Origin of the sequence: Streptomyces sp. NPDC048275, from assembly GCF_040652275.1 — a bacterium.
Classification (GTDB): Bacteria; Actinomycetota; Actinomycetes; order Streptomycetales; family Streptomycetaceae; genus Streptomyces.
The window spans coordinates 22,211-46,119 of record NZ_JBEZLR010000032.1; the positions used below are offsets into that span (position 1 = coordinate 22,211).

At 70.5% G+C, this 23,909-nt stretch carries 19 protein-coding genes; 18 read left to right on the forward strand and 1 reads right to left on the reverse strand.

Going from position 1 to position 23,909, the window contains the following annotated elements; genetic code table 11:
* The first annotated feature begins 232 nt into the window (after positions 1-232).
* From AB0D57_RS20405 to pssA, 9 genes are all read left to right on the forward strand, one after another.
* On the forward strand, positions 233-2,038 hold the full coding sequence (locus AB0D57_RS20405; protein WP_362074399.1) for a 3-hydroxyacyl-CoA dehydrogenase family protein: 1,806 nt from the start codon (positions 233-235) through the stop codon (positions 2,036-2,038).
* A gap of 136 nt (positions 2,039-2,174) precedes the next feature.
* Positions 2,175-2,987 (forward strand): TetR family transcriptional regulator, encoded by an 813-nt coding sequence (locus AB0D57_RS20410; RefSeq protein WP_362074402.1) that lies wholly within the window; start codon positions 2,175-2,177, stop codon positions 2,985-2,987.
* 770 nt (positions 2,988-3,757) lie between these two features.
* Positions 3,758-5,095, forward strand: coding sequence for a crotonyl-CoA carboxylase/reductase (ccrA, locus tag AB0D57_RS20415; protein ID WP_362074405.1), 1,338 nt, complete (start codon positions 3,758-3,760; stop codon positions 5,093-5,095).
* Positions 5,096-5,105: 10 nt separating this feature from the next.
* A complete protein-coding gene (locus AB0D57_RS20420) occupies positions 5,106-7,187 on the forward strand; it encodes a protein meaA (RefSeq protein WP_362074408.1) in 2,082 nt (693 codons plus the stop codon).
* Positions 7,184-8,149 (forward strand): CoA ester lyase, encoded by a 966-nt coding sequence (locus AB0D57_RS20425; RefSeq protein WP_362074411.1) that lies wholly within the window; start codon positions 7,184-7,186, stop codon positions 8,147-8,149. Before AB0D57_RS20420 ends, AB0D57_RS20425 begins: the two co-directional genes overlap by 4 nt.
* Positions 8,150-8,154: 5 nt before the next feature.
* Positions 8,155-8,667 carry a MaoC family dehydratase gene (locus AB0D57_RS20430; protein WP_019071295.1) on the forward strand — a complete coding sequence of 171 codons (513 nt, stop codon included), beginning with the start codon at positions 8,155-8,157 and terminating at the stop codon, positions 8,665-8,667.
* Positions 8,668-8,669: 2 nt separating this feature from the next.
* The gene (locus tag AB0D57_RS20435) at positions 8,670-9,884 is read left to right on the forward strand and encodes an acyl-CoA dehydrogenase family protein (RefSeq protein ID WP_362074415.1); all 1,215 of its coding nucleotides are present in this window, start codon (positions 8,670-8,672) and stop codon (positions 9,882-9,884) included.
* 170 nt (positions 9,885-10,054) lie between these two features.
* The gene (locus AB0D57_RS20440; RefSeq protein ID WP_362074418.1) at positions 10,055-10,702 is read left to right on the forward strand and encodes a phosphatidylserine decarboxylase; all 648 of its coding nucleotides are present in this window, start codon (positions 10,055-10,057) and stop codon (positions 10,700-10,702) included.
* A 28-nt stretch (positions 10,703-10,730) separates the two neighbouring features.
* Positions 10,731-11,549 carry a CDP-diacylglycerol--serine O-phosphatidyltransferase gene (gene pssA, locus AB0D57_RS20445; RefSeq protein ID WP_362074564.1) on the forward strand — a complete coding sequence of 273 codons (819 nt, stop codon included), beginning with the start codon at positions 10,731-10,733 and terminating at the stop codon, positions 11,547-11,549.
* A 300-nt stretch (positions 11,550-11,849) separates the two neighbouring features.
* On the opposite strand, the gene AB0D57_RS20450 is transcribed toward pssA, so the two are convergent.
* Positions 11,850-12,968: a glycerate kinase gene (locus AB0D57_RS20450; RefSeq protein ID WP_362074567.1), complete on the reverse strand. Its 1,119-nt coding sequence runs from the start codon at positions 12,966-12,968 to the stop codon at positions 11,850-11,852.
* A gap of 191 nt (positions 12,969-13,159) precedes the next feature.
* Between AB0D57_RS20450 and AB0D57_RS20455 the strand changes: the two genes are divergently transcribed.
* From AB0D57_RS20455 to AB0D57_RS20495, 9 genes are all read left to right on the forward strand, one after another.
* Positions 13,160-14,269 (forward strand): ADP-ribosylglycohydrolase family protein, encoded by a 1,110-nt coding sequence (locus AB0D57_RS20455; protein WP_362074421.1) that lies wholly within the window; start codon positions 13,160-13,162, stop codon positions 14,267-14,269.
* A 4-nt stretch (positions 14,270-14,273) separates the two neighbouring features.
* Positions 14,274-14,426 (forward strand): hypothetical protein, encoded by a 153-nt coding sequence (locus tag AB0D57_RS20460; RefSeq protein WP_362074424.1) that lies wholly within the window; start codon positions 14,274-14,276, stop codon positions 14,424-14,426.
* Positions 14,423-14,914: an NUDIX hydrolase gene (locus AB0D57_RS20465; protein WP_362074427.1), complete on the forward strand. Its 492-nt coding sequence runs from the start codon at positions 14,423-14,425 to the stop codon at positions 14,912-14,914. The genes AB0D57_RS20460 and AB0D57_RS20465 overlap by 4 nt, the downstream gene beginning before the upstream one ends.
* A 116-nt stretch (positions 14,915-15,030) precedes the next feature.
* On the forward strand, positions 15,031-15,966 hold the full coding sequence (hemC, locus tag AB0D57_RS20470) for a hydroxymethylbilane synthase (RefSeq protein ID WP_362074430.1): 936 nt from the start codon (positions 15,031-15,033) through the stop codon (positions 15,964-15,966).
* A gap of 95 nt (positions 15,967-16,061) precedes the next feature.
* Positions 16,062-16,796, forward strand: coding sequence for a hypothetical protein (locus AB0D57_RS20475; RefSeq protein ID WP_362074433.1), 735 nt, complete (start codon positions 16,062-16,064; stop codon positions 16,794-16,796).
* A 90-nt stretch (positions 16,797-16,886) separates the two neighbouring features.
* Positions 16,887-17,273, forward strand: a complete 387-nt coding sequence (locus AB0D57_RS20480) for a CU044_2847 family protein (protein WP_362074436.1) — start codon at positions 16,887-16,889, stop codon at positions 17,271-17,273.
* Positions 17,270-19,498 carry a trypsin-like peptidase domain-containing protein gene (locus AB0D57_RS20485; protein WP_362074439.1) on the forward strand — a complete coding sequence of 743 codons (2,229 nt, stop codon included), beginning with the start codon at positions 17,270-17,272 and terminating at the stop codon, positions 19,496-19,498. Before AB0D57_RS20480 ends, AB0D57_RS20485 begins: the two co-directional genes overlap by 4 nt.
* The gene (locus AB0D57_RS20490; protein ID WP_362074442.1) at positions 19,495-20,469 is read left to right on the forward strand and encodes an AAA family ATPase; all 975 of its coding nucleotides are present in this window, start codon (positions 19,495-19,497) and stop codon (positions 20,467-20,469) included. The genes AB0D57_RS20485 and AB0D57_RS20490 overlap by 4 nt, the downstream gene beginning before the upstream one ends.
* Before the next feature lies 1 nt (position 20,470).
* Positions 20,471-23,890, forward strand: a complete 3,420-nt coding sequence (locus tag AB0D57_RS20495) for an SAV_2336 N-terminal domain-related protein (protein WP_362074445.1) — start codon at positions 20,471-20,473, stop codon at positions 23,888-23,890.
* Positions 23,891-23,909 lie beyond the last annotated feature (19 nt).

Consider the following 23,909-nt stretch of genomic DNA (forward strand, 5'->3'; position numbering starts at 1 on the left):
CGCGTCTTACTCGCGGTGGCCTGGTGACGCAGCCACCGAGAGAGCAGTCGGTTCGGTACCTCAGGTATTTCAGGTACCTCAGTACGACGTGGCTCCGGGACAGGGCCGGTCGGCTTCACCATTCACCGGGCGTGTGCGCTCGTCAGCCCGGCAACCACCCGCACTTCGTGCGCTCCTTTCGGCGTACCCGCGTGCGCTCCTCAGTCGTCACCCTCATTTCTGGAGTCCCTCGATGGCCACTCCCCTGTCCGACACCCGTCTGTCCCCGCTCAAGACCATTGCCGTCATCGGCCTCGGCACGATGGGCACCGGCATCGCCGAGGTCCTCGCCCGGGCCGGCCGCGAAGTCGTCGGCATCGACATCAGCGAGGCCGCGGCCACCCGGGCCGTCACGGCGATGGAAGCCTGCACCGCCCGCGCCGTGCAGCGCGGGCGTCTCACCGAGCAGGAGCGCGACGACGTCCTCTCCCGCTTCCGCACCTCCACCGACCTGGCGGCCGCGGCCGACGCCGACCTGGTCATCGAGGTGACCCCGGAGTCGTACGACATCAAGCAGCAGGTCTTCCGGGCGCTCGACGGCATCGTCCGCCCGGACACCATCCTCGCCACCGGCACCAACGCCCTCTCCGTCACGCGCCTGGCCGCCGACTCGGCCCGCCCCGAGCGCGTCCTGGGCCTGCACTTCTTCAACCCGGCGCCCGCGATGAAACTGGTCGAGGTGGTCTCCTCGGTGCTGACCTCGCCCACAGCCGTCTCGGCGGTCACCAACCTCGCGCTCGACCTCGGCAAGGAGCCCGTCGCGGTCGGCGACCGCCCCGGCTTCGTCGCCGACGGGCTGCTGTTCGGCTACCTCAACCAGGCCGCCGCCATGTACGAGGCCAAGTACGCCTCCCGCGAGGACATCGACGCCGCGATGAAGCTCGGCTGCGGACTGCCCATGGGCCCGCTCGCCCTGCTCGACCTGATCGGCATCGACACGGCGCGTACGGTCCTGGAGGCCATGTACACCGAGTCCCGCGACCGGCTGCACGCGCCCGCACCCATCCTCAAGCAGCTCAGCGAGGCGGGCCTGACCGGCCGCAAGTCGGGGCGCGGCTTCTACTCGTACGAGGCTCCCGGCAGCGCGACCGTCGTGCGGGACGCGCTGACTCCGCTGACCGGCGGCCCCGAAACGCCTGGTCGTACGGTGCGCTCCGTCGGCGTCGCCGGTTCCGGAACCATGGCGTCCGGCATCGCCGAGGTCTTCGCGAAGGCCGGGTACGAGGTCGTCCTGGCCGCCCGCAGCGAGGAGAAGGCGCAGGCCGCCAAGGCCCGGATCGGCAAGTCGCTCGCACGCTCGGTCGACAAGGGCCGGATGACCGCGGAGGCCGCCGCGGGCACCCTGGATCTGATCACCCCGGCGGGCTCGTACGACGCCTTCTCCGAGGTCGATCTCGCCCTGGAGGCGGTCGCCGAGGACCTGGAGGTCAAGCAGCAGCTGTTCGCGGTGCTCGACAAGGTGTGCAAGCCCGGCGCGATCCTCGCCACCACCACCTCCTCGCTGCCCGTCGTCGCCTGCGCCCGCGCCACCTCGCGCCCGCAGGACGTGATCGGCATGCACTTCTTCAACCCGGCACCGGCGATGAAGCTCGTCGAGGTCGTGCGGACCGTCCTGACCGCGGACGACGTGCACGGCACGGTCCGCGAGGTCTGCACGAAGATCCGCAAGCACCCGGTGGACTGCGGTGACCGTGCCGGTTTCATCGTGAACGCGCTGCTCTTCCCGTACCTGAACAACGCGATCAAGATGGTGCAGGAGCACTACGCGACGCTCGACGACATCGACGCCGCGATGAAGCTGGGCGGCGGGTACCCGATGGGTCCCTTCGAACTCCTCGACGTGGTCGGCCTGGACGTCTCGCTGGCCATCGAGAAGGTGCTGCACCGCGAGTTCCGCGACCCCGGTCTCGCCCCTGCGCCGCTCCTGGAGCACTTGGTGGCCGCGGGCTGCCTCGGCCGCAAGACGGGCCGCGGCTTCCGCGAATATGCCCGCCGCTGAGCGTCCCGGCGACTGGTTCGGTGACAGCGCCGACTGGGGCGGACTGCTCGACCCGGCCGGACACCCCCCGCCCCTGGAGGGCGGGGGGTTCCCCGGCCATGCGCGTTCTCCTGCGCACATGCAGTACGTTCGGGTCATGTCCCAGCCCGCCAAGTCCTCACGTACACCAGCTACGCCCGACGCGCCGGAAAGTGCCGCAGGCAGTCGCGCCGCCGCCCAACGGCTCAAGATGCGCCGTGAATTGGCGGCCGCGGCCATGGAGCTGTTCGCGACCAAGGGGTACGAGGCGACCACCGTCGACGAGATCGCGGCCCGGGCCGGGGTGGCTCGCCGCACGTTCTTCCGCCACTTCCGTTCGAAGGAAGAGGCGATCTTCCCCGACCATGACGACACCTTGATCCGCGCCGAGGCCGTCCTCAACGCGGCACCGGCGCACGAGCACCCGCTCGACACGGTGTGCCGCGGCATCAAGGAAGTCATGAAGATGTACGCGGCGCAGCCGGAAATCTCCGTCTCGCGCTACAAGCTGACCCGCGAGGTGCCGACACTGCGCGAGGCCGAGATCGCCTCCGTGGCCCGTTACGAGCGGCTGTTCACCCGGTATCTCCTGGGCCACTTCGACGAGCACGCGCACGACGACGACGCGAACGACGATCCGCTGCTCGCGGAGGTCGCGGCGTCCGCCGTGGTCACCGCGCACAACCATGTCCTACGGCGCTGGTTGCGGGCCGGGGGGCAGGGTGACGTCGAGTCCCAGCTCGACCACGCCTTCTCGATCGTCCGGAAGACCTTCGGGACCGGGATCGGGGCGGGGCGGGAGGCGGCGCCTCGGACGGCGCCGGCTTCCTCGTTCACGGAGGGGGACGTCCTGGTGACCGTGGCCCGGGTCGATGCCCCGCTGGACCAGGTCATGCGAACCATCGAACAGGCGCTTCGGGAACGGTCGTAGCGCCCTCCGTCACAGAACCGCGGCTCCGCCGCGTGTCCCCCATCGCCGGACGGCCTGAAATGTCACGCCCGTCCGAGGAGTGAACCACCTTCGACCGTCCCGGACGCCGACCCGCGCGCCTCGCGCGGGGCCGGCCCCGAGCCCAGCCAGGGGGCGCCGTTCGGATCACCTCGGGTCCGCGGCGCCCGGCACGGCACCTCGCCGCGTTGTCGCGTCACCTGAGTCGCCCGATCCCCCCGTGCCCTTGTCGGCAACATGAAGAGGCCTCACGTTCCCTCGCAGGCGTCCTCCGACCACCTCGTCGCCCCCTGCCCTCCCCCGTGCCCCCTCGGCGGCCCGTCCCGTGCCCTTTCGGCTCTCTTGCCAGGCCCTCCATCCCCCTCTGAGCAGGCCATTTTGATCGATCAAACGGTTGTTTGATCGATCATCGCTCACGTGTTACGTAAAGATTTCACCTGAGCGCAGCTTTTGGCACTGCGTGCCTTGTCAGGTGACACGGCGTGCCATACGTTGATGTTGTCCGGGCGGCCGGCGTGCAGAGACCTTTCGTACGTCGGCTGTCCCCGCAAGCCTCCCCCAGGCTCCGCCCGGGGGTACCCCCAGGCGAGCGCGCCCGGACGCCTGCGTCACAGGCAACCTCCTGCGCCACAAAGCGCTGCCACAGCACCACACCTCCGCCGAACCGACGGCACACCCCTCACCCCACAGCAGCAGCACCGACGTAACCCTCAGCGTTCCCCCTCAGGACGCATATCGCCGGAGGCACCACCGTGAAGGAAATCCTGGACGCGATTCAGTCGCGGACCGCCACGTCCGCCGACTTCGCCGCTCTGCCGCTCCCCGAGTCCTACCGCGCGATCACCGTGCGCAAGGACGAGACGGAGATGTTCGCCGGTCTCGCCACCCGCGACAAGGACCCCCGCAAGTCGATCCACCTGGACGACGTGCCGGTGCCGGAGCTCGGACCGGGCGAGGCCCTGGTGGCCGTCATGGCCTCCTCCGTCAACTACAACTCCGTGTGGACCTCGATCTTCGAGCCGATGGCGACCTTCGGCTTCCTCGAGCGCTACGGCAAGCTCAGCGAGCTCACCAAGCGGCACGACCTGCCGTACCACATCATCGGCTCCGACCTGGCGGGCGTCGTCCTGCGCACCGGCCCCGGCGTGAACGCCTGGAAGCCCGGTGACGAGGTCGTCGCGCACTGCCTGTCCGTCGAGCTGGAGTCGTCCGACGGCCACAACGACACGATGCTCGACCCCGAGCAGCGCATCTGGGGCTTCGAGACCAACTTCGGCGGCCTCGCGGAGATCGCGCTCGTCAAGTCCAACCAGTTGATGCCGAAGCCCGACCACCTGTCGTGGGAGGAGGCCGCCGCCCCGGGCCTGGTGAACTCCACCGCGTACCGCCAACTGGTCTCGCGCAACGGCGCCGGCATGAAGCAGGGCGACAACGTGCTGATCTGGGGCGCGAGCGGCGGTCTCGGCTCGTATGCCACGCAGTTCGCGCTCGCCGGTGGCGCCAACCCCATCTGTGTCGTCAGCAGCGAGCAGAAGGCGGACATCTGCCGGAAGATGGGCGCCGAGGCGATCATCGACCGCAACGCCGAGGGCTACCAGTTCTGGAAGGACGAGCACAACCAGGACCCGAAGGAGTGGAAGCGCTTCGGGAAGCGGATCCGTGAGCTGACCGGGGGCGAGGACGTGGACATCGTCTTCGAGCACCCGGGGCGCGAGACCTTCGGCGCCTCCGTGTACGTCACCCGCAAGGGCGGCACGATCGTCACCTGCGCCTCGACCTCGGGCTACAACCACGAGTACGACAACCGCTACCTGTGGATGTCGCTGAAGCGCATCATCGGCTCGCACTTCGCGAACTACCGGGAGGCCTGGGAGGCCAACCGGCTCGTCGCCAAGGGCAAGATCCACCCGACGCTCTCCAAGGTGTATTCCCTGGAGGAGACCGGACAGGCCGCGTACGACGTGCACCGCAACCTCCATCAGGGCAAGGTCGGAGTCCTGGCGCTCGCCCCCCGTGAGGGCCTGGGCGTGCGCGACGAGGAGAAGCGCGCGCTGCACATCGACGCCATCAACCGCTTCCGGAACGTCTGAGGTCACCCAGATGACAGAGCGCCAGACCGCCCCTGCGCCGGCCGGCACGGAGCGCCCTCCGGCGCAGGGGCGAAAAGAAAGGGACCGGCCGTGGTTGATGCGGACCTACGCCGGTCACTCCACCGCCGAGGCGTCCAACGAGCTGTACCGGCGCAACCTGGCCAAGGGCCAGACCGGCCTGTCGGTCGCGTTCGACCTGCCGACGCAGACCGGCTACGACCCCGACCACATCCTCGCCCGCGGCGAGGTCGGTCGGGTCGGGGTTCCGGTCTCGCACCTCGGTGACATGCGCCGGCTGTTCCAGGACATCCCCCTGGAGCAGATGAACACCTCGATGACCATCAACGCCACCGCCATGTGGCTGCTGGCGCTCTATCAGGTCGTCGCCGAGGAGCAGGGTGCGGACATCACCCAGCTGCAGGGGACGACGCAGAACGACATCGTGAAGGAGTACCTGTCGCGGGGGACGCATGTCTTCCCGCCGGGGCCGTCGCTGCGACTGACGACGGACATGATCACCTACACGGTGTCCCACATGCCCAAGTGGAACCCGATCAACATCTGCTCGTACCACCTCCAGGAGGCGGGGGCGACCCCGGTCCAGGAGATCGCGTACGCGATGTCCACGGCCATCGCGGTGCTGGACGCCGTCCGTGACTCCGGGCAGGTACCCGCCGAGAAGTTCGGTGACGTCGTCGCCCGTATCTCCTTCTTCGTGAACGCGGGCGTCCGCTTCATCGAGGAGATGTGCAAGATGCGGGCGTTCGGCCGCATCTGGGACGAGATCACACGCGAGCGGTACGGCATCCAGAACCCCAAGCAGCGGCGCTTCCGGTACGGCGTCCAGGTCAACTCCCTCGGTCTGACCGAGGCGCAGCCGGAGAACAACGTCCAGCGGATCGTCCTGGAGATGCTGGCCGTGACGCTCTCGAAGGACGCACGCGCGCGTGCCGTGCAACTGCCCGCCTGGAACGAGGCGCTGGGTCTGCCCCGTCCCTGGGACCAGCAGTGGTCACTGCGCATCCAGCAGGTGCTGGCGCACGAGAGCGACCTGCTGGAGTACGAGGACATCTTCGAGGGCTCGCACGTCATCGAGGCCAAGGTCTCGGCTCTTGTCGAGGAGTCGCTGGCCGAGATCGACCGGATCGAGGAGATGGGCGGGGCGATGGCCGCCGTCGAGTCGGGCTATCTGAAGTCGCAGCTCGTCTCCTCGCACGCCGAGCGCCGGGCCCGGATCGAGGGCGGCACCGAGAAGATCATCGGCGTCAACATCTTCGAGTCGACCGAGCCGAACCCGCTCACCGCCGACCTGGACGCGGCGATCCAGACGGTCGACCCGGCGGTCGAGGCCCGTGTCGTCGCCGCGCTCCAGCACTGGCGCGACACGCGCTACCAGCCGCCGTTCAACCACCCGCGCCCGTGCAAGGCGCTGGAGCGGCTGAAGGAGGCGGCGAAGGGCACCGGCAACCTCATGGAGGCCACCCTGGAGTGCGCCCGCGCCGGAGTCACGACCGGCGAGTGGTCCGGGGCCCTGCGCGAGGTGTTCGGCGAGTTCCGGGCTCCGACCGGTGTCTCGTCCGCGCCCGTCGCGGTCACCGCCGAGGAGGGCACCGCACTGGCGCTGGTGCGCCGCAAGGTCGAGGAGACCGCCCGCGACCTCGGCGTCGGCAAACTCCGTTTCCTGGTGGGCAAGCCGGGTCTGGACGGGCACTCGAACGGCGCCGAGCAGATCGCCGTGCGGGCCCGCGACGCCGGGTTCGAGGTGGTCTACCAGGGAATCCGGCTCACGCCCGAACAGATCGTGGACGCTGCCGTCGCCGAGGACGTGCACGGCGTCGGGCTGTCCATCCTGTCCGGCTCGCACGCGCAGTTGGTGCCGGACGTGCTGGAGCGGCTGCGCGAGGCCGGCGCCGCCGACATCCCGGTGATCGCGGGCGGAATCATCCCGAACGCCGACGCCGAACAGCTGCGGGCCGCGGGAGTGGCCGCGGTCTTCACCCCGAAGGACTTCGACATCACCGGAATCATCGGTCGTATCGTCGACGAGATCCGGAAAGCGAACAAGCTCGACCCCCTGGAGGTCCCCGCATGACCACGCCCGTCAACCGCCTTCGTCCGCGGCGTTCCTGCCTGGCCGTGCCCGGCTCGAATCCCCGCTTTCTGGAGAAGGCCCAGGGCCTCCCCGCGGACCAGGTCTTCCTCGATCTGGAGGACGCCTGCGCCCCGCTGGCCAAGCCCGACGCACGGCACACCATCGTGAAGTTCCTCAACGAGGGCGACTGGACCGGCAAGACGCGGGTCGTGCGCGTCAACGACTGGACGACGCACTGGACGTACCGGGATGTCGTCACCGTCGTCGAGGGGGCGGGCCAGAACCTCGACTGCATCATGCTGCCGAAGGTCCAGGACGCCCAGCAGATCGTCGCCCTCGACCTGCTGCTGACCCAGATCGAGAAGACGATGGGCTTCGAGGTCGGCAAGATCGGTATCGAGGCGCAGATCGAGAACGCGAAGGGGCTGGTGAACGTCGACGAGATCGCCGCCGCCTCACCGCGTGTAGAGACCATCATCTTCGGCCCGGCCGACTTCATGGCGTCGATCAACATGAAGTCGCTCGTGGTCGGCGAGCAGCCCCCGGGCTACCCGGCGGACGCGTACCACTACATCCTCATGCGCATCCTGATGGCCGCCCGTACGCACGACCTCCAGGCGATCGACGGCCCCTACCTCCAGATCCGCAACCAGGAGGGCTACCGCGAGGTCGCGCAGCGCGCCGCCGCCCTCGGTTTCGACGGCAAGTGGGTCCTGCACCCGGACCAGGTCGCCGCGGCCAACGAGATCTTCTCGCCCTCCCAGGAGGACTTCGACCACGCCGAGCTGATCCTGGACGCGTACGAGTACTGCACGTCCGAGGCGGGCGGCAAGAAGGGCTCCGCGATGCTCGGCGACGAGATGATCGACGAGGCCAGCCGCAAGATGGCCCTCGTCATCTCGGGCAAGGGCCGGGCCGCCGGCATGCAGCGCACCAGCAAGTTCGAAGCCCCGGAGGCCTGAGCCGCATGCAGTTCGGACGCACGTACGAGGAGTTCGAGGTCGGCGCGGTCTACAAGCACTGGCCCGGAAAAACGGTCACGGAGTACGACGACCACCTCTTCTGTCTCCTGACGATGAACCACCACCCGCTCCACATGGACGCCAACTACGCCGAGAACACGACGGACTTCGGCAAGAACGTCGTGGTCGGGAACTACATCTACTCGCTCCTGCTCGGCATGTCGGTCCCGGACGTATCGGGCAAGGCGATCGCCAACCTGGAGATCGAGTCGCTGAAGCACGTCGCGCCGACCTTCCACGGCGACACGATCTACGGCGAGACGACGGTCCTCGACAAGACGCCCTCGAAGTCGAAGAACGACCGTGGAATCGTCTATGTCGAGACCAAGGGGTACAAGCAGGACGGCACGCTGGTCTGTGTGTTCCGCCGCAAGGTGATGGTCCCCACCGAGACGTACATCAAGGAGCGCGGCGGCGAGCAGCCCGGCCGCCCCCAGCTCAAGGAGCAGGAGAAGTAGCCATGGCGCGACTCGCCCAGACCGCCGGTCTCACCGACGTCCAGCAGGAGATCCTCTCCACCGTCCGCGACTTCGTGGACAAGGAGATCATCCCGGTCGCCACCGAGCTGGAGCACCGCGACGAATACCCTCAGCAGATCGTCGACGGCCTCAAGGAGTTGGGCCTCTTCGGCCTGATGATCCCCGAGGAGTACGGGGGCCTGGGCGAGTCCCTCCTGACGTACGCGCTGTGTGTGGAGGAGATCGCCCGCGGCTGGATGTCCGTCTCCGGGATCATCAACACGCACTTCATCGTGGCGTACATGCTCAAGCAGCACGGCACGCAGGAGCAGAAGGACCACTTCCTGCCCCGGATGGCGCTGGGCGAGGTGCGGGGCGCGTTCTCGATGTCGGAGCCGGGCCTTGGCTCGGATGTGTCCGCGATCACGTCGAAGGCGGTCAAGGACGGCGACGAGTACGTCCTGAACGGCCAGAAGATGTGGCTGACGAACGGCGGCACGTCGACCCTGGTGGCCGTGCTCGTACGGAGTGACGAAGGACACTCCCCCGAGGAGGCAGCCGCCAAGCCCCACAAGTCGATGACGACCTTCCTGGTCGAGAAGGAGCCCGGCTTCGGCGAGGTCCGTCCCGGCCTCACCATCCCCGGGAAGATCGACAAGATGGGCTACAAGGGTGTCGACACCACCGAGCTCATCATGGACGGACTGCGCGTTCCGGCCAATCGGGTACTCGGCGGCACGACCGGCCGAGGGTTTTACCAAATGATGGACGGAGTGGAGGTCGGCCGCGTGAACGTGGCGGCCCGTGGCTGCGGTGTGGCTCAGCGCGCCTTCGAGCTGGGCGTCTCCTATGCACAGCAGCGTCACACTTTCGGCAAGCCGATCGCCCAGCACCAGGCCATCCAGTTCAAGCTCGCGGAGATGGCCACCAAAGTCGAAGCCGCCCATGCCATGATGGTGAACGCGGCACGCAAAAAGGACTCCGGGGAACGAAACGACCTCGAGGCAGGGATGGCGAAGTACCTCGCCTCCGAATACTGCAAGGAAGTGGTCGAGGACGCTTTTCGGATCCACGGCGGCTACGGCTTCTCCAAGGAGTACGAGATCGAGCGCCTCTACCGCGAGGCGCCGATGCTGCTGATCGGTGAAGGGACCGCCGAAATCCAGAAAATGATCATCGGGCGCCGACTGCTCGAAGAGTACCGACTCCAGGGTTAGATGTTCCGGTTCGGGGTGTTTTCTCCGAGAAGAAGATCACACCCCGTAGGCTCTCTTCGGCCGCCGACTCGGCTTCCTGGCTTGCCCAGTTGCGGCCCCTGACCGGTACCATCCCGGGAAAGCCGCCGTCCCCCGTTACAGCGCGGCATCATCCGCTACGAAGGTCATCCATGCCCCACAGCCAAACCTCTGCACCTCGCGGCCGGGTCCGCCTCGCGCGCGGAGCATCGCCGTGGCTTCTCCCGACCGTTGCCACCGCAGCACTCAGCCTGGCCCGCGCGCGCCGCTCCGGCGCCGCCAAGGCCGTGGCCGTACCCGCCACCGCGCTCGCGGCGGGCATGCTGTGGTTCTTCCGCGACCCCGAGCGCGAGATCACCCAGGGCCGGGTCATCTCGCCCGCCGACGGTGTGGTGCAGAGCATCATGCCCTGGAAGGACGGACGCACCCGCGTCGCGATCTTCATGAGCCCGCTCAACGTCCACGTCAACCGTGCGCCGCTCTCCGGCACGGTGGCATCGGTCGAGCACATCCCCGGTGGGTTCGTTCCGGCGTTCAACAAGGAGAGCGAGAACAACGAACGCGTCGTCTGGCACTTCGACACCGAGCTCGGTGACATCGAGATGATCCAGATCGCCGGCGCCGTCGCTCGCCGTATCGTGCCGTACATCCCCCAGGGCACCAAGGTCGAGCAGGGCGACCGGATCGGCCTGATCCGCTTCGGCTCGCGCGTCGACATCTACCTCCCCGAGGGTGTCGACGTCGATGTGGAGGTCGGTCAGAAGACCGTGGCTGGGGTGACTCGAATTGACCGTGATTGATCCCGAGACGCAGACCGGCACCGGCTGGGTGCCGGAGGCCGACGAGGTGGACGACGAGGAGGAGATGCCTCTCTCGCTCCGCCTCTCAATAGCGGACACCCTCACGCTCGGCAACGCCACGTGCGGCTTCATGGCGGTGTACTTCACCACCACCGGCATCCTGATCCCGCATCTCACGGGCAGCCAGGAGTCCGGCATGGCCCGCCACAGCGCGGCCACGGCCGTCATCCTCATGCTGTGCGCGGCGGTCTTCGACCTCTTCGACGGCCTGGTGGCGAGGAAGCTCCGCTCCTCCCCCATGGGCGCGGAGCTGGACAACCTCTCCGACCTGATCAGCTTCGGTCTGGCTCCGGCGTACTTCGTCCTCGTCTACGGCATGGTCGCGGACGACGCACATCAGCGGGTGGCGGCGGTGGGAGCCATCGTGGTCCTGCTGGCGGTCGTGCTTCGCCTTGCGCGCTTCTCCTGCGTCACGGTGAAGGACGGCACGTTCCAGGGCATGCCCTCACCCTTCGGGGCGCTCACGGTGGTCTCCATCGTCCTCCTCGAGCTGCCCTTCGTCGCCACGCTGATGGCGATCCTCGGCACGGCGTGGCTCATGGTGAGCCGGGTCGAGTATCCGAAGCCGCGGGGGCGTCTCGCGGTGGCGATGCTCTCCTGGATCGTCCTCAGCATGGGGCTGCTGGCGGCCTGGGCGTTCGACGCGCCGGGGGGCCAGCTGCTCCTCCAGACGGGCTGTGCGCTACAGCTCGTACTCGGTGCGGTGATTCCCCTCTTCGCCACGGCTCGGAGGGTGAACAACTTCCGCGACAACCGGCGTGAGGCGCGGGCGGCGCAGTTGCCGTAGCGGTTCGTTCGGCAGTACGTGGCGGGGCCCTGAACCGGGTGGTTCGGGGCCCTGCGGCGTTCCCGGGCCGGGTAGTTTTTCGCCCCCGCCGCCCCTACCCGTCCCATCCGTTCCTGGGGGCTCCGCCCCCAGACCCCCGTTCGGCCTGAACGGCCTCGTCCTCAATCGCCGGACGGGCTGAGATACCTAGGGGCGCGGGGCTGTGACATGGTGCGGCTCCGCCGCGTGGGCGCGCCCAGCCCCCACCCTCCCGCAGCAAAAGAACCACATGGTGGGGGTCCGGGGGCGGAATTCGCCCGCTCAGCCCAGGAAGTCCCGTCCGATGTTCTCCGCCACCCTCTCCAGAATCGGCCCCGCATCGGAGATGCACCGCGCGATGTCGGGCTCGACCTCTGTGAGCGGGTACGCACGCCGAATGCCGGCCTTGCCGAGCGCCTCCGGGTGCAGGCCCAGACGGCCGCACACCGCGACCACCTCCTTACCCGCCGCACGGGCGGCCGCCGCGACGCCGGCGGGAGCCTTCCCGTGCAGGGTCTGCTCGTCGAGAGACCCCTCACCGGTGATCACGAGCGTCGCACGGTCGAGGGCGGGCGCGAAGCCCAGCACATCGAGCATGACCTCGATACCGGGTCGGAAACGGGCGCCCAGGACCAGCGCCCCGTACCCGATCCCGCCCGCGGCCCCCGCCCCCGCCGCCTGGGCGTACTCCGCGGCCCTGGCCCCGATCGCGCTCTTCAGGACCGTGGCGTAGTGGGCGAGCGCCGCGTCCAGGATCTCCACGTCGTCGGGGCTCGCCCCCTTCTGCGGGCCGTATACGGCGGACGCGCCCTTCGGCCCGGTCAGCGGATTGTCCACGTCGCTCGCGAGGACGAAATCGACCGAGGCGAGCCGTGTGTCCAGGCCCGACAGGTCGGCGCTCGCCAGCTCGCCGAGCGCGGCGCCGCCGGGAGCCACCGGCTCCCCCTCCGCGTCCAGGAACCGCGCCCCGAGCGCGGACAGCATCCCTGCTCCACCGTCCGTCGTCGCGCTGCCGCCCACTCCGAACACGATCGTGCGAACCCCGGCGTCCAGCGCGGCCCGGAGCAGCTCTCCTGATCCGTAGGTGGACGAGGTGAGCGGCGCGAAGACCCCGGCGGGCAGCCGTTGCAGTCCGCTCGCCTCCGCCATCTCCACGACCGCCGTGTCGCCGCGCAACGCGAACGCTGCCGTGACCTCGTCACCGAGCGGCCCGGCGACTCGTACCTCCCGGCGCTCGAACCCGGCCGCGACCGCCGCGTCCACTGTCCCGTCGCCGCCGTCGGCCACGGGCAGCGCCTCCACCTGGACGCCGGGTGCGACCCGGCGCAGCCCGGCCGTCACGCGCTCCGCAACCTGTACGGCGGTCAGCGACCCCTTGAACTTGTCCGCGGCGATCAACACCCGCTCAGTGCTCGCAAGCGTCGTCTTCACAGCAGCGTCCGACACCTTGTTTTCCCCTTGCTTTCTGGCCTTGCACACGTCAAGGCAGTCGCGCCGCTGCGACCTTAACCGGAGGACGCCCCTGACGTCATGCCCCCGCCCAGCCCGCGGAACACCGCGCGTGGGCGCCCGAAATTGGGTAAACCGGAGCCATGACCCCTATGGGCACCGAGCTCGCGGACCGCATCCTCGGGGGCTGGCTGGGCCGGATCGCGGGCAACATGCTCGGCAAACCGGTCGAGCAGGGCGACCACTGGACGCGGGAACGCATCGACCGCTATCTGCGGCAGGCCGCCGCCCTGCCCCTCACCGACTACCTCCCCGAGCCCGCTGCCGACGGCAACGGCGACAGTGGCGAGTTCGCGCTGCGGCCCGAGTGGCGGCAGTGCGTACGCGGCCGTATCCACGGCAGCTGCCGCGACGACGACGTGGACTACGCGATCCTCGGTCTCGACCTCCTGGAGACGCACGGTTTCGGCTTCAGCACCGAGCAGGTCGGTGACCTGTGGCTGCTGCGGCTGCCCTATCTGCAGACGTTCACGGCTGAACGGGCCGCGTACCGCAACCTCGCCAATGGGCTGAAACCGCCGCTGACAGCGACGTACGACAATCCGTACCAGGAGTGGATCGGCGCTCTGATCCGCGCCGATGTCCACGGCTGGACCAGCCCGGGCGCGCCGCGTCGCGCGGCCTCCCTGGCCCGCCGGGACGCCGTTCTGTCGCACACGGGCAACGGCGTGTACGGCGCGATGTGGGCGGCGGCACTGATCTCGGCGGCCTTCACCGCGCCCAGCGTGCGGCACGCGCTGGACACGGCGCTCACGGTGATCCCCCCGAGCTGCCGCCTCGCTCGTACCGTACGCCGGGTGCTCACGCTGCACGAGACCCGGATGACCTGGGAGGACACGCTCACGACGGTCTCCGAGGAGACCGCGGGGCTCGGCTGGATCCACACGATCCCGAACGCCGCGATCCTCACCGCGGGGCTCCTGTACGGCGACGGTGACTTCACCCGCACCATCACGCTGACCGTCCGGGGCGGCCTGGACACCGACTCGAACGGCGCGACCGCCGGCTCGGTGGCGGGGGTCCTGTGCGGGGCGGCGGCCATTCCCGCACAGTGGAAGGACCCGTTGGAGGACACCGTACGGAGTGCGGTGTTCGGTTTCGACAGGGTGCGGATCAGTGAGCTGGCCGCGCGGACGGTCCAGCTCGTGCAGGCCGAGACGGCGGACCCACCGGAGCCGCCCGCAACACCCTGAACACGTGGGCGTGACGCCCGTCGCCCGCGGCATCAGCCGGTCGCACAGCGGACCGGACCGGCTCACCGGCTCAGCCCGATCTGCCATCTGTCATGTCGCCGAGCTGGGCAGCATGTCCGAGGAGCGGCTGCGCAGGCTCGCTACGCTTCAGCGATGACCACTCAAGACTTCGCCACGTACATCGCGGGCCTGCCTCGCGTCCTCGTCGGTGCCGCCGCCCTGTTCCGTGACACCGATGGCCGCGTCCTGCTGGTCGAGCCGAACTACCGTGAGGGCTGGGCCCTTCCGGGCGGCACCGTCGAGTCGGACGACGGGGAGACCCCGCGCCAGGGCGCCCGCCGGGAGACCGCCGAGGAGATCGGCCTCGACATCGAACCGGGCCGGCTCCTCGCGGTCGACTGGGTGCACGGTACGGCGCGGCCCCCGCTGGTGGCCTATCTGTACGACGGCGGGGTCCTCGGCGAGCAGGAGCTGAAGGCGATCCGGTTGCAGGAGGAGGAGCTGCTGTCGTGGCGGCTGGTGCCGCGGGAGGAGTTGGCGGAGCACTTGCCGGGTGCGCTCGGCCGCCGGGTGCTCACCGCGCTCGATGTGCTGGCCGAGGGCGCGGGGACGGCGGAGCTGGAGAACGGGCGGAGGGTGGGCTGAGGAGTGCCTCCTCGCGGCATGGGAAGTGTCGCTCCGCTCGTGGGGAGCGTCTCTTCGCGCCCGGGGTGTGTCGCTTCGCGCGGACGGCAGGCCTCGGGCGGGGCTATCGTGGCGGGATGTCCGCGCCTGAACTGATCCGTATCGTCTCCCGCGACTCGCCCATGGCGCTCGCCCAGGTGGAGCGCGTCCGCGCCGAACTGGTCGCGCTGCACCCACGGATGCGAACCGAGGTCGTACCCGTGAAGACGACCGGCGACAAGTGGATGGGCGACCTCGCCCAGGTCGAGGGCAAGGGTGCGTTCACCAAGGAGGTCGACGCGGCGCTGCTGGCCGGGGAGGCGGACCTGGCGGTGCACTGCGTCAAGGATGTGCCCGCCGACCGGCCGCTCCCGGCGGGCACGGTGTTCGCCGCGTTCCTCAAGCGCGACGACATCCGCGACGCCCTCGTCCGCCCCGACGGGCTCACCCTCGACCAACTGCCGCCCGGGACCCGGATCGGGACCTCTTCCGTGCGGCGCGTCGCCCAACTGGCCGCCTCCCACCCCCATCTGCGGTGCGTCCCGTTCCGCGGCAACGCCAACCGGCGGCTGGAGAAGCTTGCCGCCGGCGAGGCGGACGCGCTGCTGCTGGCCGCCTCCGGACTGGAGCGCATCGGCCGCCGGGACGCGATCACCGAAGTCCTCGACCCCGAGACGATGATGCCGCCGATCGGCGCGGGCATTCTCGCCCTCCAGTGTCGTGCCGGTGACACCACCCTCATCGACACCGTCAGTGCCCTCGGCGACCCCGACACCCACCGTGAGGCGAGCGCCGAGCGCATGTTCCTGCACGTTCTCCAAGGCCACTGCAACAGCCCGATCGCCGGATTCGCGAAGGCCGACCGCAACGGCGACCTGTCCTTGCGCGCATGTGTGTTCACCCCGGACGGCAAAACCCGCCTCAACGCCCAGGAGTGGGCCGGCCACCTCACCCCGGACACCCTCGGCATGTCCGTCGCCATCGCCCTCCTGCGCCAGGGCGCCCGCGAACTGATCGACACCATCGCGCACTGAGGCGGGCCTCGAGGAGCTCCGAAGGCGCAGGCCGTCGTACGGCTGTCGTGCTTGTCTGCCCTGTCTCCCCCCGAGAACCGAGGAACCCGTACCCCATGAAGCGAACCGCCCTGGCTTCCTCCGCGTTCTGCGTCGCCGTTCTCACCGGCCTGACCGGCTGTGCAGGGGGCGACTCGGACACCGGCGCGGCCGGCGATCCCAAGGCCACCGATTCCCCGGTGAAGGAACTCAGCCCGACCGAGCACCTCGCGAAACTGATGGTCACCGCGGCCGACCTCGGCGACGGGTTCTCCGTGAAGGAATTCTCCTTGGAGAAGGACGAGTTCGCCTTCGCCGAGTCCACGGACGAGATCACCCTCGACAAGGTTGCCTGCCACCCGCTGGCATCCGTGCTGAACCAACTGCCCCTCGGCAGGCCGAAGGCCTTCCTCACCCACGTCGTCTCGCCGGAGGAGTCCACCGGCGGAGCCACCTACATCACGCTCGCCACGTACGACGAGGGCATGGCGACGGCCGCCATGGACACCCTCCTCGCCCGTGCGGTGGACTCCTGCAGCCTCGGCTTCACCGCCAAGGCGAACGGCAACACCGACACGTACGACTCGGTCACGCCCGAAGAAGCCGGCACGGCGGGCGACGAATCTCTCGCTTACAAGGCCGCGATAACGTACAACGGCGTTACTCACACGGTTCGCAGCACCGTCGTACGCAGCGACGACGTCCTCGCCGTCTACTACGCGGAGGACAGCACGGCCCTGGCCGACGCCAAGTCCAGCGACGCGAAAATCCCGGCGGCCGTACTCACCGCACAGAACGCGAAGCTCGGGTGAACGACGTCCGCCGACGCGGTCCAGCGGATGTCGTGTGCGGATTTGTCAACTTCCCTACCTTTGGATGACATTGATCGGCACAATGCCTCTGTGCCGCACTACGACTACATGGAGTTCACCCTCGACGACGGGGCCCACGTCCGGCTCGAACTCGCTGCCGCGGGCCAGGAGTCGGTGGGGCCGGCCACGGATGCCGATCTACCGGGCGGTATTTCCGGGGTGGTGCCGGTCGGGCGTGGCGCGCGGGTCGCGTCGCTGGCGACGGACGGACTGCGCAGCGTACTGAGCCCGCTGGGGCCCGTACTGCAGCAGGTGCACGACTCGATCCGCGGGATACCCGATCCGCCGGACGAGATCTCCGTCGACTTCGGCATCCAGATCGGGCAGGACCTGAAGCTCGGCATCGTGGGCGTGGGCGGCCAGGCCAGCATGACGATTTCGGCGACCTGGCAGCTTCCCCGCCGGGCCGAGCCGTGACCTGGTTCGGTCCGGCGGACGATCCGGCGGACAAGGACGCTCGGGGTGCGCTGGTGCGTGTCCTGTCCGCGGATCGCGGGCGCACCGCGGGCGCGGGTGTCTATCTCCTCGGCCGCAGGCTGCTGACCTGCGCCCATGTCATCAACGCGGCACTCGGACTGCGCAGCCTCAGCCCGCACAACCCGGGGAAGATCACGCTCGACGTGTCCTTCCCGGTGCTGTCCGCCGCGGACGTACTCCCGGCCCGGCTGGTCGCCTGGATACCGCCCCGGTCATCGCAGTACGGCCCGGTCGCCGACGGCTCCCTGGAGTGGGACGGCGATCTGGCCGTCCTGGAACTGGACGAGGATCCGCCGCCGCCCGTGAGCCCGGTGCGCTGGCTGGAGATGGAGCGCGGCCAGCAGGTGCGGGCCTGGTACGGGGGCGGGCAGCCGTTCTCGTACGCCGACGCGCGGGTGGGGGCGTACGACGGCCGGATCTGTTATCTCGACGGGCAGTTGTCGGGCGCCGCGGTCGACGAGGGCTACAGCGGCGGCCCCCTGTGGTCGGTGGCCGATGGGGCGGCGGTGGGTCTGGTCATGGGGCGGATCACCGCTCCGGACGGTGCGCTCTCGGCTCAGCACACGGTGCGGCGCAGTTGGGGGCTCGGCTGGCAGTCGGTGCTTCGGGAGCTGGCCCAGGTGGGGGCGGCGCCCGATGGGGCCGCGCGGGCGAACGGCTCGCGGGAGCGGTCCGCGGCCACCCTCGCCGAGGCCGAGTCGGTGCGCGACATGATGGTCGGCCCGCTGCACAGCCTGCTCGGCGACCCAAGGGCGCGTGCCGACCACGCGACCGTACTCGCCGCCCAGCTCGCCCTGCGGGCTCCGGCCGACGGATCCGCGCCGACCGTGGAGGAGCTGGCCCATCTGCTCGGCGGCACGGAGCGGGCGCTGCCCACGCTCGCCGAGTCGCTCGCGCCCAAGGTGGCGGACGACCCGCGCGGCCGGGCCGAACTCGACCGGCTGCTGGCCCTGGGCCGGCTCACGGAGGCCGCCCGTCTGCTGTCGGTGGCCGAACACCGGGCACTGGTGAGCAAGTTGGAGCACCTCACCGAGCACGATCCGGGCCTGCTGTCGCGAGCGGCCACCGCCGCGCTGCCCTACGTCGACCTGCCGCGCTCGCTGCAGGCGGCCCGCCTCGCACCCGCCGCCGTGCCCGCGGTCGTACGCGAACTGGAGAACTGGCACGGGGACGGGTCACCCGTCCCCGACGAGACGCCCCGTCTGCCGGCCCTGCTGCGCGTCGTCGAGTACGTGGCGGCCGAGACGAGCGGCGACCTGGCCCGCCAGGCGCTGCGGGAGTGGAGCGGCCGGGTCGCCACCCGTCTCGGCATCCACGCGTCGGCGTTGCGGGAGCGGCGCGGGGACGCGGACCGCTGGTCCCGGCGGACCGCGCCGGCCGCCGTCCGGGTGCTGGTGGAGCTGGACCGGTACGCCAAGGACCCGGTCGGCCACTACCGCTGCTCGGTGTGGCGGCTGCGCCCCGACGGCACGCCCGCGCGTGCCGCGACGGAGTCCGACCGGCCGCGTACCGGACGCGAGATCGCCCGGCTGATCCGGGAGGTGGCGGGCGGCGCGGAGGGCGCCGGGGACGGTGTCGCGCTGGTCGCCGTGTCGGTGCCGCCGGACGCCCTGGAGCTGGCGCTGGACGAATGGGACGGGGCGGGTGCCGACGAGTACATCTCCGCCCCGCTCGGCGAGGACTTCCACCTCGTGCTGCGCTGCCCGAAGATCCGGCGACGCTCACGTACCGGTCCCGCCGATCTCAAGCGGCGCTGGAACACCCGTCACCAGAGCGACACCCTCCTCGCCGACCACAGGATCGGCGGCAGAGCCGGACTCATCGGGCTGCTCAAGACAACCCATCGGGACACCGCTCGCGTCCTTGTGCAGGGAAGCACCGAGCACCGCGGCGAGCTATTGCCGGTGTGCCTGGTGATGGGGGTGCCGGTCGTGCTGTGGGACCGGGCGGCCTCCGGTCCGGACGACGGCCACCCGCTCGACGACCTGGCCCCGCACGGTCCCGTGGACGGACTCCCGGAGCGCGTACGGCACTTCAGGGTCCGCGCCTACGCGGACCGGGCGGTACCCGCGCGCCCCGCCCTGGTGTGGGAGGACCTCGGGCTGCCGCTGCCGGACGAACTCCAGCTCGCCGACCCCTCGGAAGGAACGGAGCGGACAGCATGACTCATCAGGATCATCGGACTCATCAGGCGGATGGGTGGCGGCTGTTCCGCGGTGACCGCACAGCCCGGCAGGTGGAGTTCCCCGACGCGCCGCCCTGGCGGCAGTTCGGCGACGGTACGGGCAGCAGCCGGGCGCGGCATCGCCCGTACCTGATCGGGCGCACGGAGGCCGACGTCGTCAGCGCCGCCCTCCATCTGCGCCGTCCGCTGCTGGTCACCGGGCACCCCGGCACCGGCAAGTCCTCGCTGGCGCACGCCATCGCGCACGAACTGTCCCTCGGCCCCGTCCTGCAGTGGCCCGTCAACAGCCGTTCCGTCCTCAAGGACGCCCTGTACGGGTACGACGCGATCGGCCGCCTGCGCGAGACCCATCTGCGTCAGGAGCGCGGGGAGACCGAGCCCGACATCGGCACCTATGTCAGGCTCGGCCCGCTGGGCACCGCGCTGGTGCCGCGCGACCGCCCGCGGATGCTGCTCGTGGACGAGCTGGACAAGGGCGATGTCGATCTGCCGAACGATCTGCTGACCGTGTTCGAGGAGGGCGAGTTCGAGATTCCGGAGCTGTCCCGGCTGCCGGAGACACAGTCCGAGGTGCCGGTGCTGACCCATGGCTCGGGCGGCGAGCGGGTCACGGTGACGCGGGGTGTGGTGCGGTGCCGGGAGTTCCCCGTGGTGGTGATCACCAGCAACGGCGAACGGGACTTCCCGCCGGCCTTCATGCGTCGCTGCGTACGGCTCGATCTGCCGGACCCGGACGAGGCCCGGCTGCGGGACATCGTCGCCGCGCATCTCGGCGAGGACGCGCTGTCCGACGTGGAGGACCTGCTGCACGCCTTCATCAACCGCCGGGCGCCCGGCGAACTCGCCACGGACCAACTGCTCAACGCCGTGTTCCTGCGCAAGGGCGGGGTCGATCTGGACGCCGAAGGGCTGCTGGACGCCGTACTGCACCGCCTGGGCGGGATGGTGTGACGTGTCGGACGACGGCGAGGACAGCGGGGGCACCGGCGTGCCGGAAGAGCCGTCGGTCCTCCCTCCGCTGAGCAGGCTCGGCCGGCTCGCCGGGCACGAGCTGTCCATCCATGAGCTGCTCGACACCCTGTGGCTGGCGACGCGGCTTCCGCCGGGTGCCGACGCACCGCTCGCGAGCGCGCTGGCCGCGGATGCCGCGCTCCCGCCGTGCGCGGGCGCCACGGACACCGGGCGTCCGGCGGACGGCTCGGCCCCGACGGAGCGCGACTTCCGCCCACCCGCCGCACCGCCCCAGCCGCCGCCCCCAGCCCAGCTGCTGGGCGCGCTGCACGCGGCGGCGGCCGCGCGGAGCGCGCCCGAGTTCGCCGATCTCGCCGCACCGGGCCTGCGCGACGCACCCGGCGAGGGCGCGCTGCCCGTACGGGTGCCGGAGGAAAAGGCGCTCGGGTCGGACGAGCTGCGCCTCAGCCGTTCCCTCCGCCTGTTGAAGCAGCCCCAGCCCGGCCCGCTGAAGCGGGAGTTCGACGAGGAGGCCACGGCGGCCGCGATGGCCGAGACGGGACTGCCCGACGTGGTGACACGCCCGGCCCGGCAACGCTGGCTCGATCTGACGCTGCTCATCGACGACGGCATCTCCATGCTGCTGTGGCGGCGGCTGGCGATGGAGCTGCGAGCCCTGCTCGAACGCCTGGGCGCCTTCCGCGACATCCGGGTGCACGGACTGGACACCAGATCGGCGGGCGCCCCGCTGCTGCGTTCCCGCCCCTTCGACCCGCACGCCCCACTGCTCTCCCCCGCGTCGGTCGCCGACCCCTCGGGCGGCACGCTGGTGCTGGTGATCAGCGACGGCGTCGGCGCCTGCTGGCGGGACGGGCGGCTGCACGCGGCGCTGGAACGCTGGGCGCACCAGGGACCGACGGCGATCATGCACGCGCTGCCCTCCCACATGTGGGACGGGTCGGGCATCCGCTCGGAGCCCTGGCTGGTGACGACCCGGCGGCGCGGCGCGGCCAATGACACCTGGGAGGTGGCCGACCCGCTGCTGCCGTCCGGGCTCGGCGACGAGTTCCCCGGCGTCCCGGTCCCCGTACTCGAACCGTATCCGCCGGCCGTCGCCACGTGGGCGCGGCTGGTGGCCTCGCCGGGCGGCAGCGCGGAACTGCCGCTGCTGGCACCGCTGCAGGCGAAGGGGCCCCGGCACGGTGCCGACACCCGGGGCGGCGGCGCGGGAGACGCCGTGCTCAGATTCCGGGACGCCGCGTCGCCGCAGGCCTACCGGCTGGCCGCCCATCTCGCCGCCGTGTCCCCGCTCACGGTGCCCGTGATGCGGCTGGTCCAGGCCGCCGTGCCGTGGCGGGCCGACACCGCCCATCTGGCCGAAGTGTTCCTGGGCGGCCTGATGCGCCAGGTGGAGCCGGCCGACGAGCGGCTGCCGGCCCAGCACCGCAGATTCGGCTTCGCCGGCGACGCCCAGGAGATCCTGCTCGACACCGCGTCCCCGATCGATCTGCTGCGCACCACCCGGGCCGTCACCGAGCGGCTGCGCACCCTGGTGGGCCGCTCGCCCGACTTCCCCGCCTGGCTGGCCCACCCGTCCGGTACGGGTGAACTGCTGCCCGGAACCCGGCCGTTCGCCTGGCTGGAGGACCGCCTCCTCACCCATCTCGGCGCCAAACCGATGGCCCCCGCGCCGCCGCGGCCCACCGAGTACGAGCCGGTGCGGCTGCCGTCGGGCCTGGAGGACGCCCCCTCGTGGCTGCCGCGGCAGTTTCGGGACCCCCGCACCCTGGGTCCGTACCGGCTGCTGCAGCGCGACGGCACCAGCGGCCAACCCACCGCGTACATCGGGGAGGACGAGTCCGGGCAGCGGGTGCTGCTGCGGGTGTTCGACTCCCCCGTGGCACGGGAGCTGCTCGACGTCGAACGGCAGGCGCTGCGCCGCATGGACGGGGTGTACGCGCCCGCCATGGTCCGCAGCGACCTGGAAGGCCCCACTCCGTGGCTGGCCCTGCGCCTGGACACACTGGTCAGCGGTCTTCCGGCGCCCCCGCTGCGGGCCGTGCTCGACGCGGCCGGGGCGCTGCCCGGCACCCCGCTGTTCACGTGGCTGGGCTGGAATCTGGCTCGGGCGCTCAGCCGCTGCCACGCCAAGGGAATCGTGCACGGAGCGCTGACCCCGGGCACCGTGCTGGTCACCGAGTCGACGCTGCGCCTCATCGGCTGGATGTCCGCGCGCATCGACGGCGCGTGGACCGCGTCGACGCCGTTCATGTCGGCCCACTCCCCCTATCGGGCGCCCGAGGTGACGTTCTGGGGTGAGTCCCGGATCACTGCGGGCGACGTGTACGCCCTCGGCTCGATCCTGCTGCAGGCCGCGACGGGCCGGGCGTGGCGCGGGTACGAGAACGCGGCGCTGCGCAGGAGCCCGGAGCTCGCGGAACTCGACGAGACGATCGCCGAGCTGCTGCTGCGCTGTGTCGAGCCCGAGCCCGAGGAGCGGCCGACCGCCCGTGAGGTGGCGGAGGCGTTCGGAGCGCTGCTGCCGGACGGGGCGGAGTGGGATGACGTCGAGGACGAATCGGAGGGCTCCGGCACGCCCGAAGTGGATGCCGCCGACGACGAGGAGCGCGACCGCGAGCAGTGGATGCGCACGATCCGGGCACCCCTGAGCCAGCCCATGCGGATCGCGCTCGTGGGCGTCAAGGACGGGGTCGGCTGCACCACGACGACGATGGTGCTGGGGGCCGTACTCGCCGACCAGCGGCAGGAGCGGGTACTCGCCATCGACGCCGACCGGCACACCGGAAGCCAGGTCCGCATCGGCGGCCGGGTGTTCCGCAACACGCTGGCCAGCCTGTCCGACCTGGCCGAGTCGCTGCACGAGGTGCGGCATTTCGAGGATCTGCAGCTGTTCCTGTCGCCGCACCGCTCAGGGCTCCAGGTGCTGGCCAACGACTCCGTCTCCCGCGCCTCGGGAGTCGGCCAGTTCACCGACCACGACTTCCGCCGGGTGACGCACACCACCCAGGCGTACTTCGAACTCACGCTGGTCGACTCGGACAAGTTCATGCCCTGGGTGCTCAGGGAGGCCGACCGCGTGGTCATCGTCTCGCGGGCGGATCCGGCCGGGCTGACGCAGGCGCAGCAGGCCATGGACCGGCTGGTGGCCCTCGACCTGCCGGACCTGGTCCGCGAGGCCGTCGTCGTCCTCAACCACAGCCGCCCCGCGGCCGGCTGGACCCTCGATTCCGGCAGCATCCGAGGCCTGAGCTCACGCTGCCGCGGCGTCGTCAACGTGCCCCGCGACGGTCACCTGACCATGGGCAGCACAGTCGAACTGTCCTGGCTCACGCCCGACGCGTACAAGGCGTATCTACGGCTCGCCGCCCTGCTGTTGGGCCCGCGCTCGATGTTCCCCTGACCTCCACGAACACCCCGCG

Bases quoted from the DNA above. Each gene is read 5' to 3' on its own strand.
- AB0D57_RS20405 (WP_362074399.1), top strand. From the start codon at position 233: ATGGCCACTCCCCTGTCCGACACCCGTCTGTCCCCGCTCAAGACCATT.
- AB0D57_RS20410 (WP_362074402.1), top strand. From the start codon at position 2,175: ATGTCCCAGCCCGCCAAGTCCTCACGTACACCAGCTACGCCCGACGCG.
- AB0D57_RS20420 (WP_362074408.1), top strand. From the start codon at position 5,106: ATGACAGAGCGCCAGACCGCCCCTGCGCCGGCCGGCACGGAGCGCCCT.
- AB0D57_RS20425 (WP_362074411.1), top strand. From the start codon at position 7,184: ATGACCACGCCCGTCAACCGCCTTCGTCCGCGGCGTTCCTGCCTGGCC.
- AB0D57_RS20430 (WP_019071295.1), top strand. From the start codon at position 8,155: ATGCAGTTCGGACGCACGTACGAGGAGTTCGAGGTCGGCGCGGTCTAC.
- AB0D57_RS20435 (WP_362074415.1), top strand. From the start codon at position 8,670: ATGGCGCGACTCGCCCAGACCGCCGGTCTCACCGACGTCCAGCAGGAG.
- AB0D57_RS20440 (WP_362074418.1), top strand. From the start codon at position 10,055: ATGCCCCACAGCCAAACCTCTGCACCTCGCGGCCGGGTCCGCCTCGCG.
- AB0D57_RS20455 (WP_362074421.1), top strand. From the start codon at position 13,160: ATGACCCCTATGGGCACCGAGCTCGCGGACCGCATCCTCGGGGGCTGG.
- AB0D57_RS20465 (WP_362074427.1), top strand. From the start codon at position 14,423: ATGACCACTCAAGACTTCGCCACGTACATCGCGGGCCTGCCTCGCGTC.
- hemC (WP_362074430.1), top strand. From the start codon at position 15,031: ATGTCCGCGCCTGAACTGATCCGTATCGTCTCCCGCGACTCGCCCATG.
- AB0D57_RS20475 (WP_362074433.1), top strand. From the start codon at position 16,062: ATGAAGCGAACCGCCCTGGCTTCCTCCGCGTTCTGCGTCGCCGTTCTC.
- AB0D57_RS20490 (WP_362074442.1), top strand. From the start codon at position 19,495: ATGACTCATCAGGATCATCGGACTCATCAGGCGGATGGGTGGCGGCTG.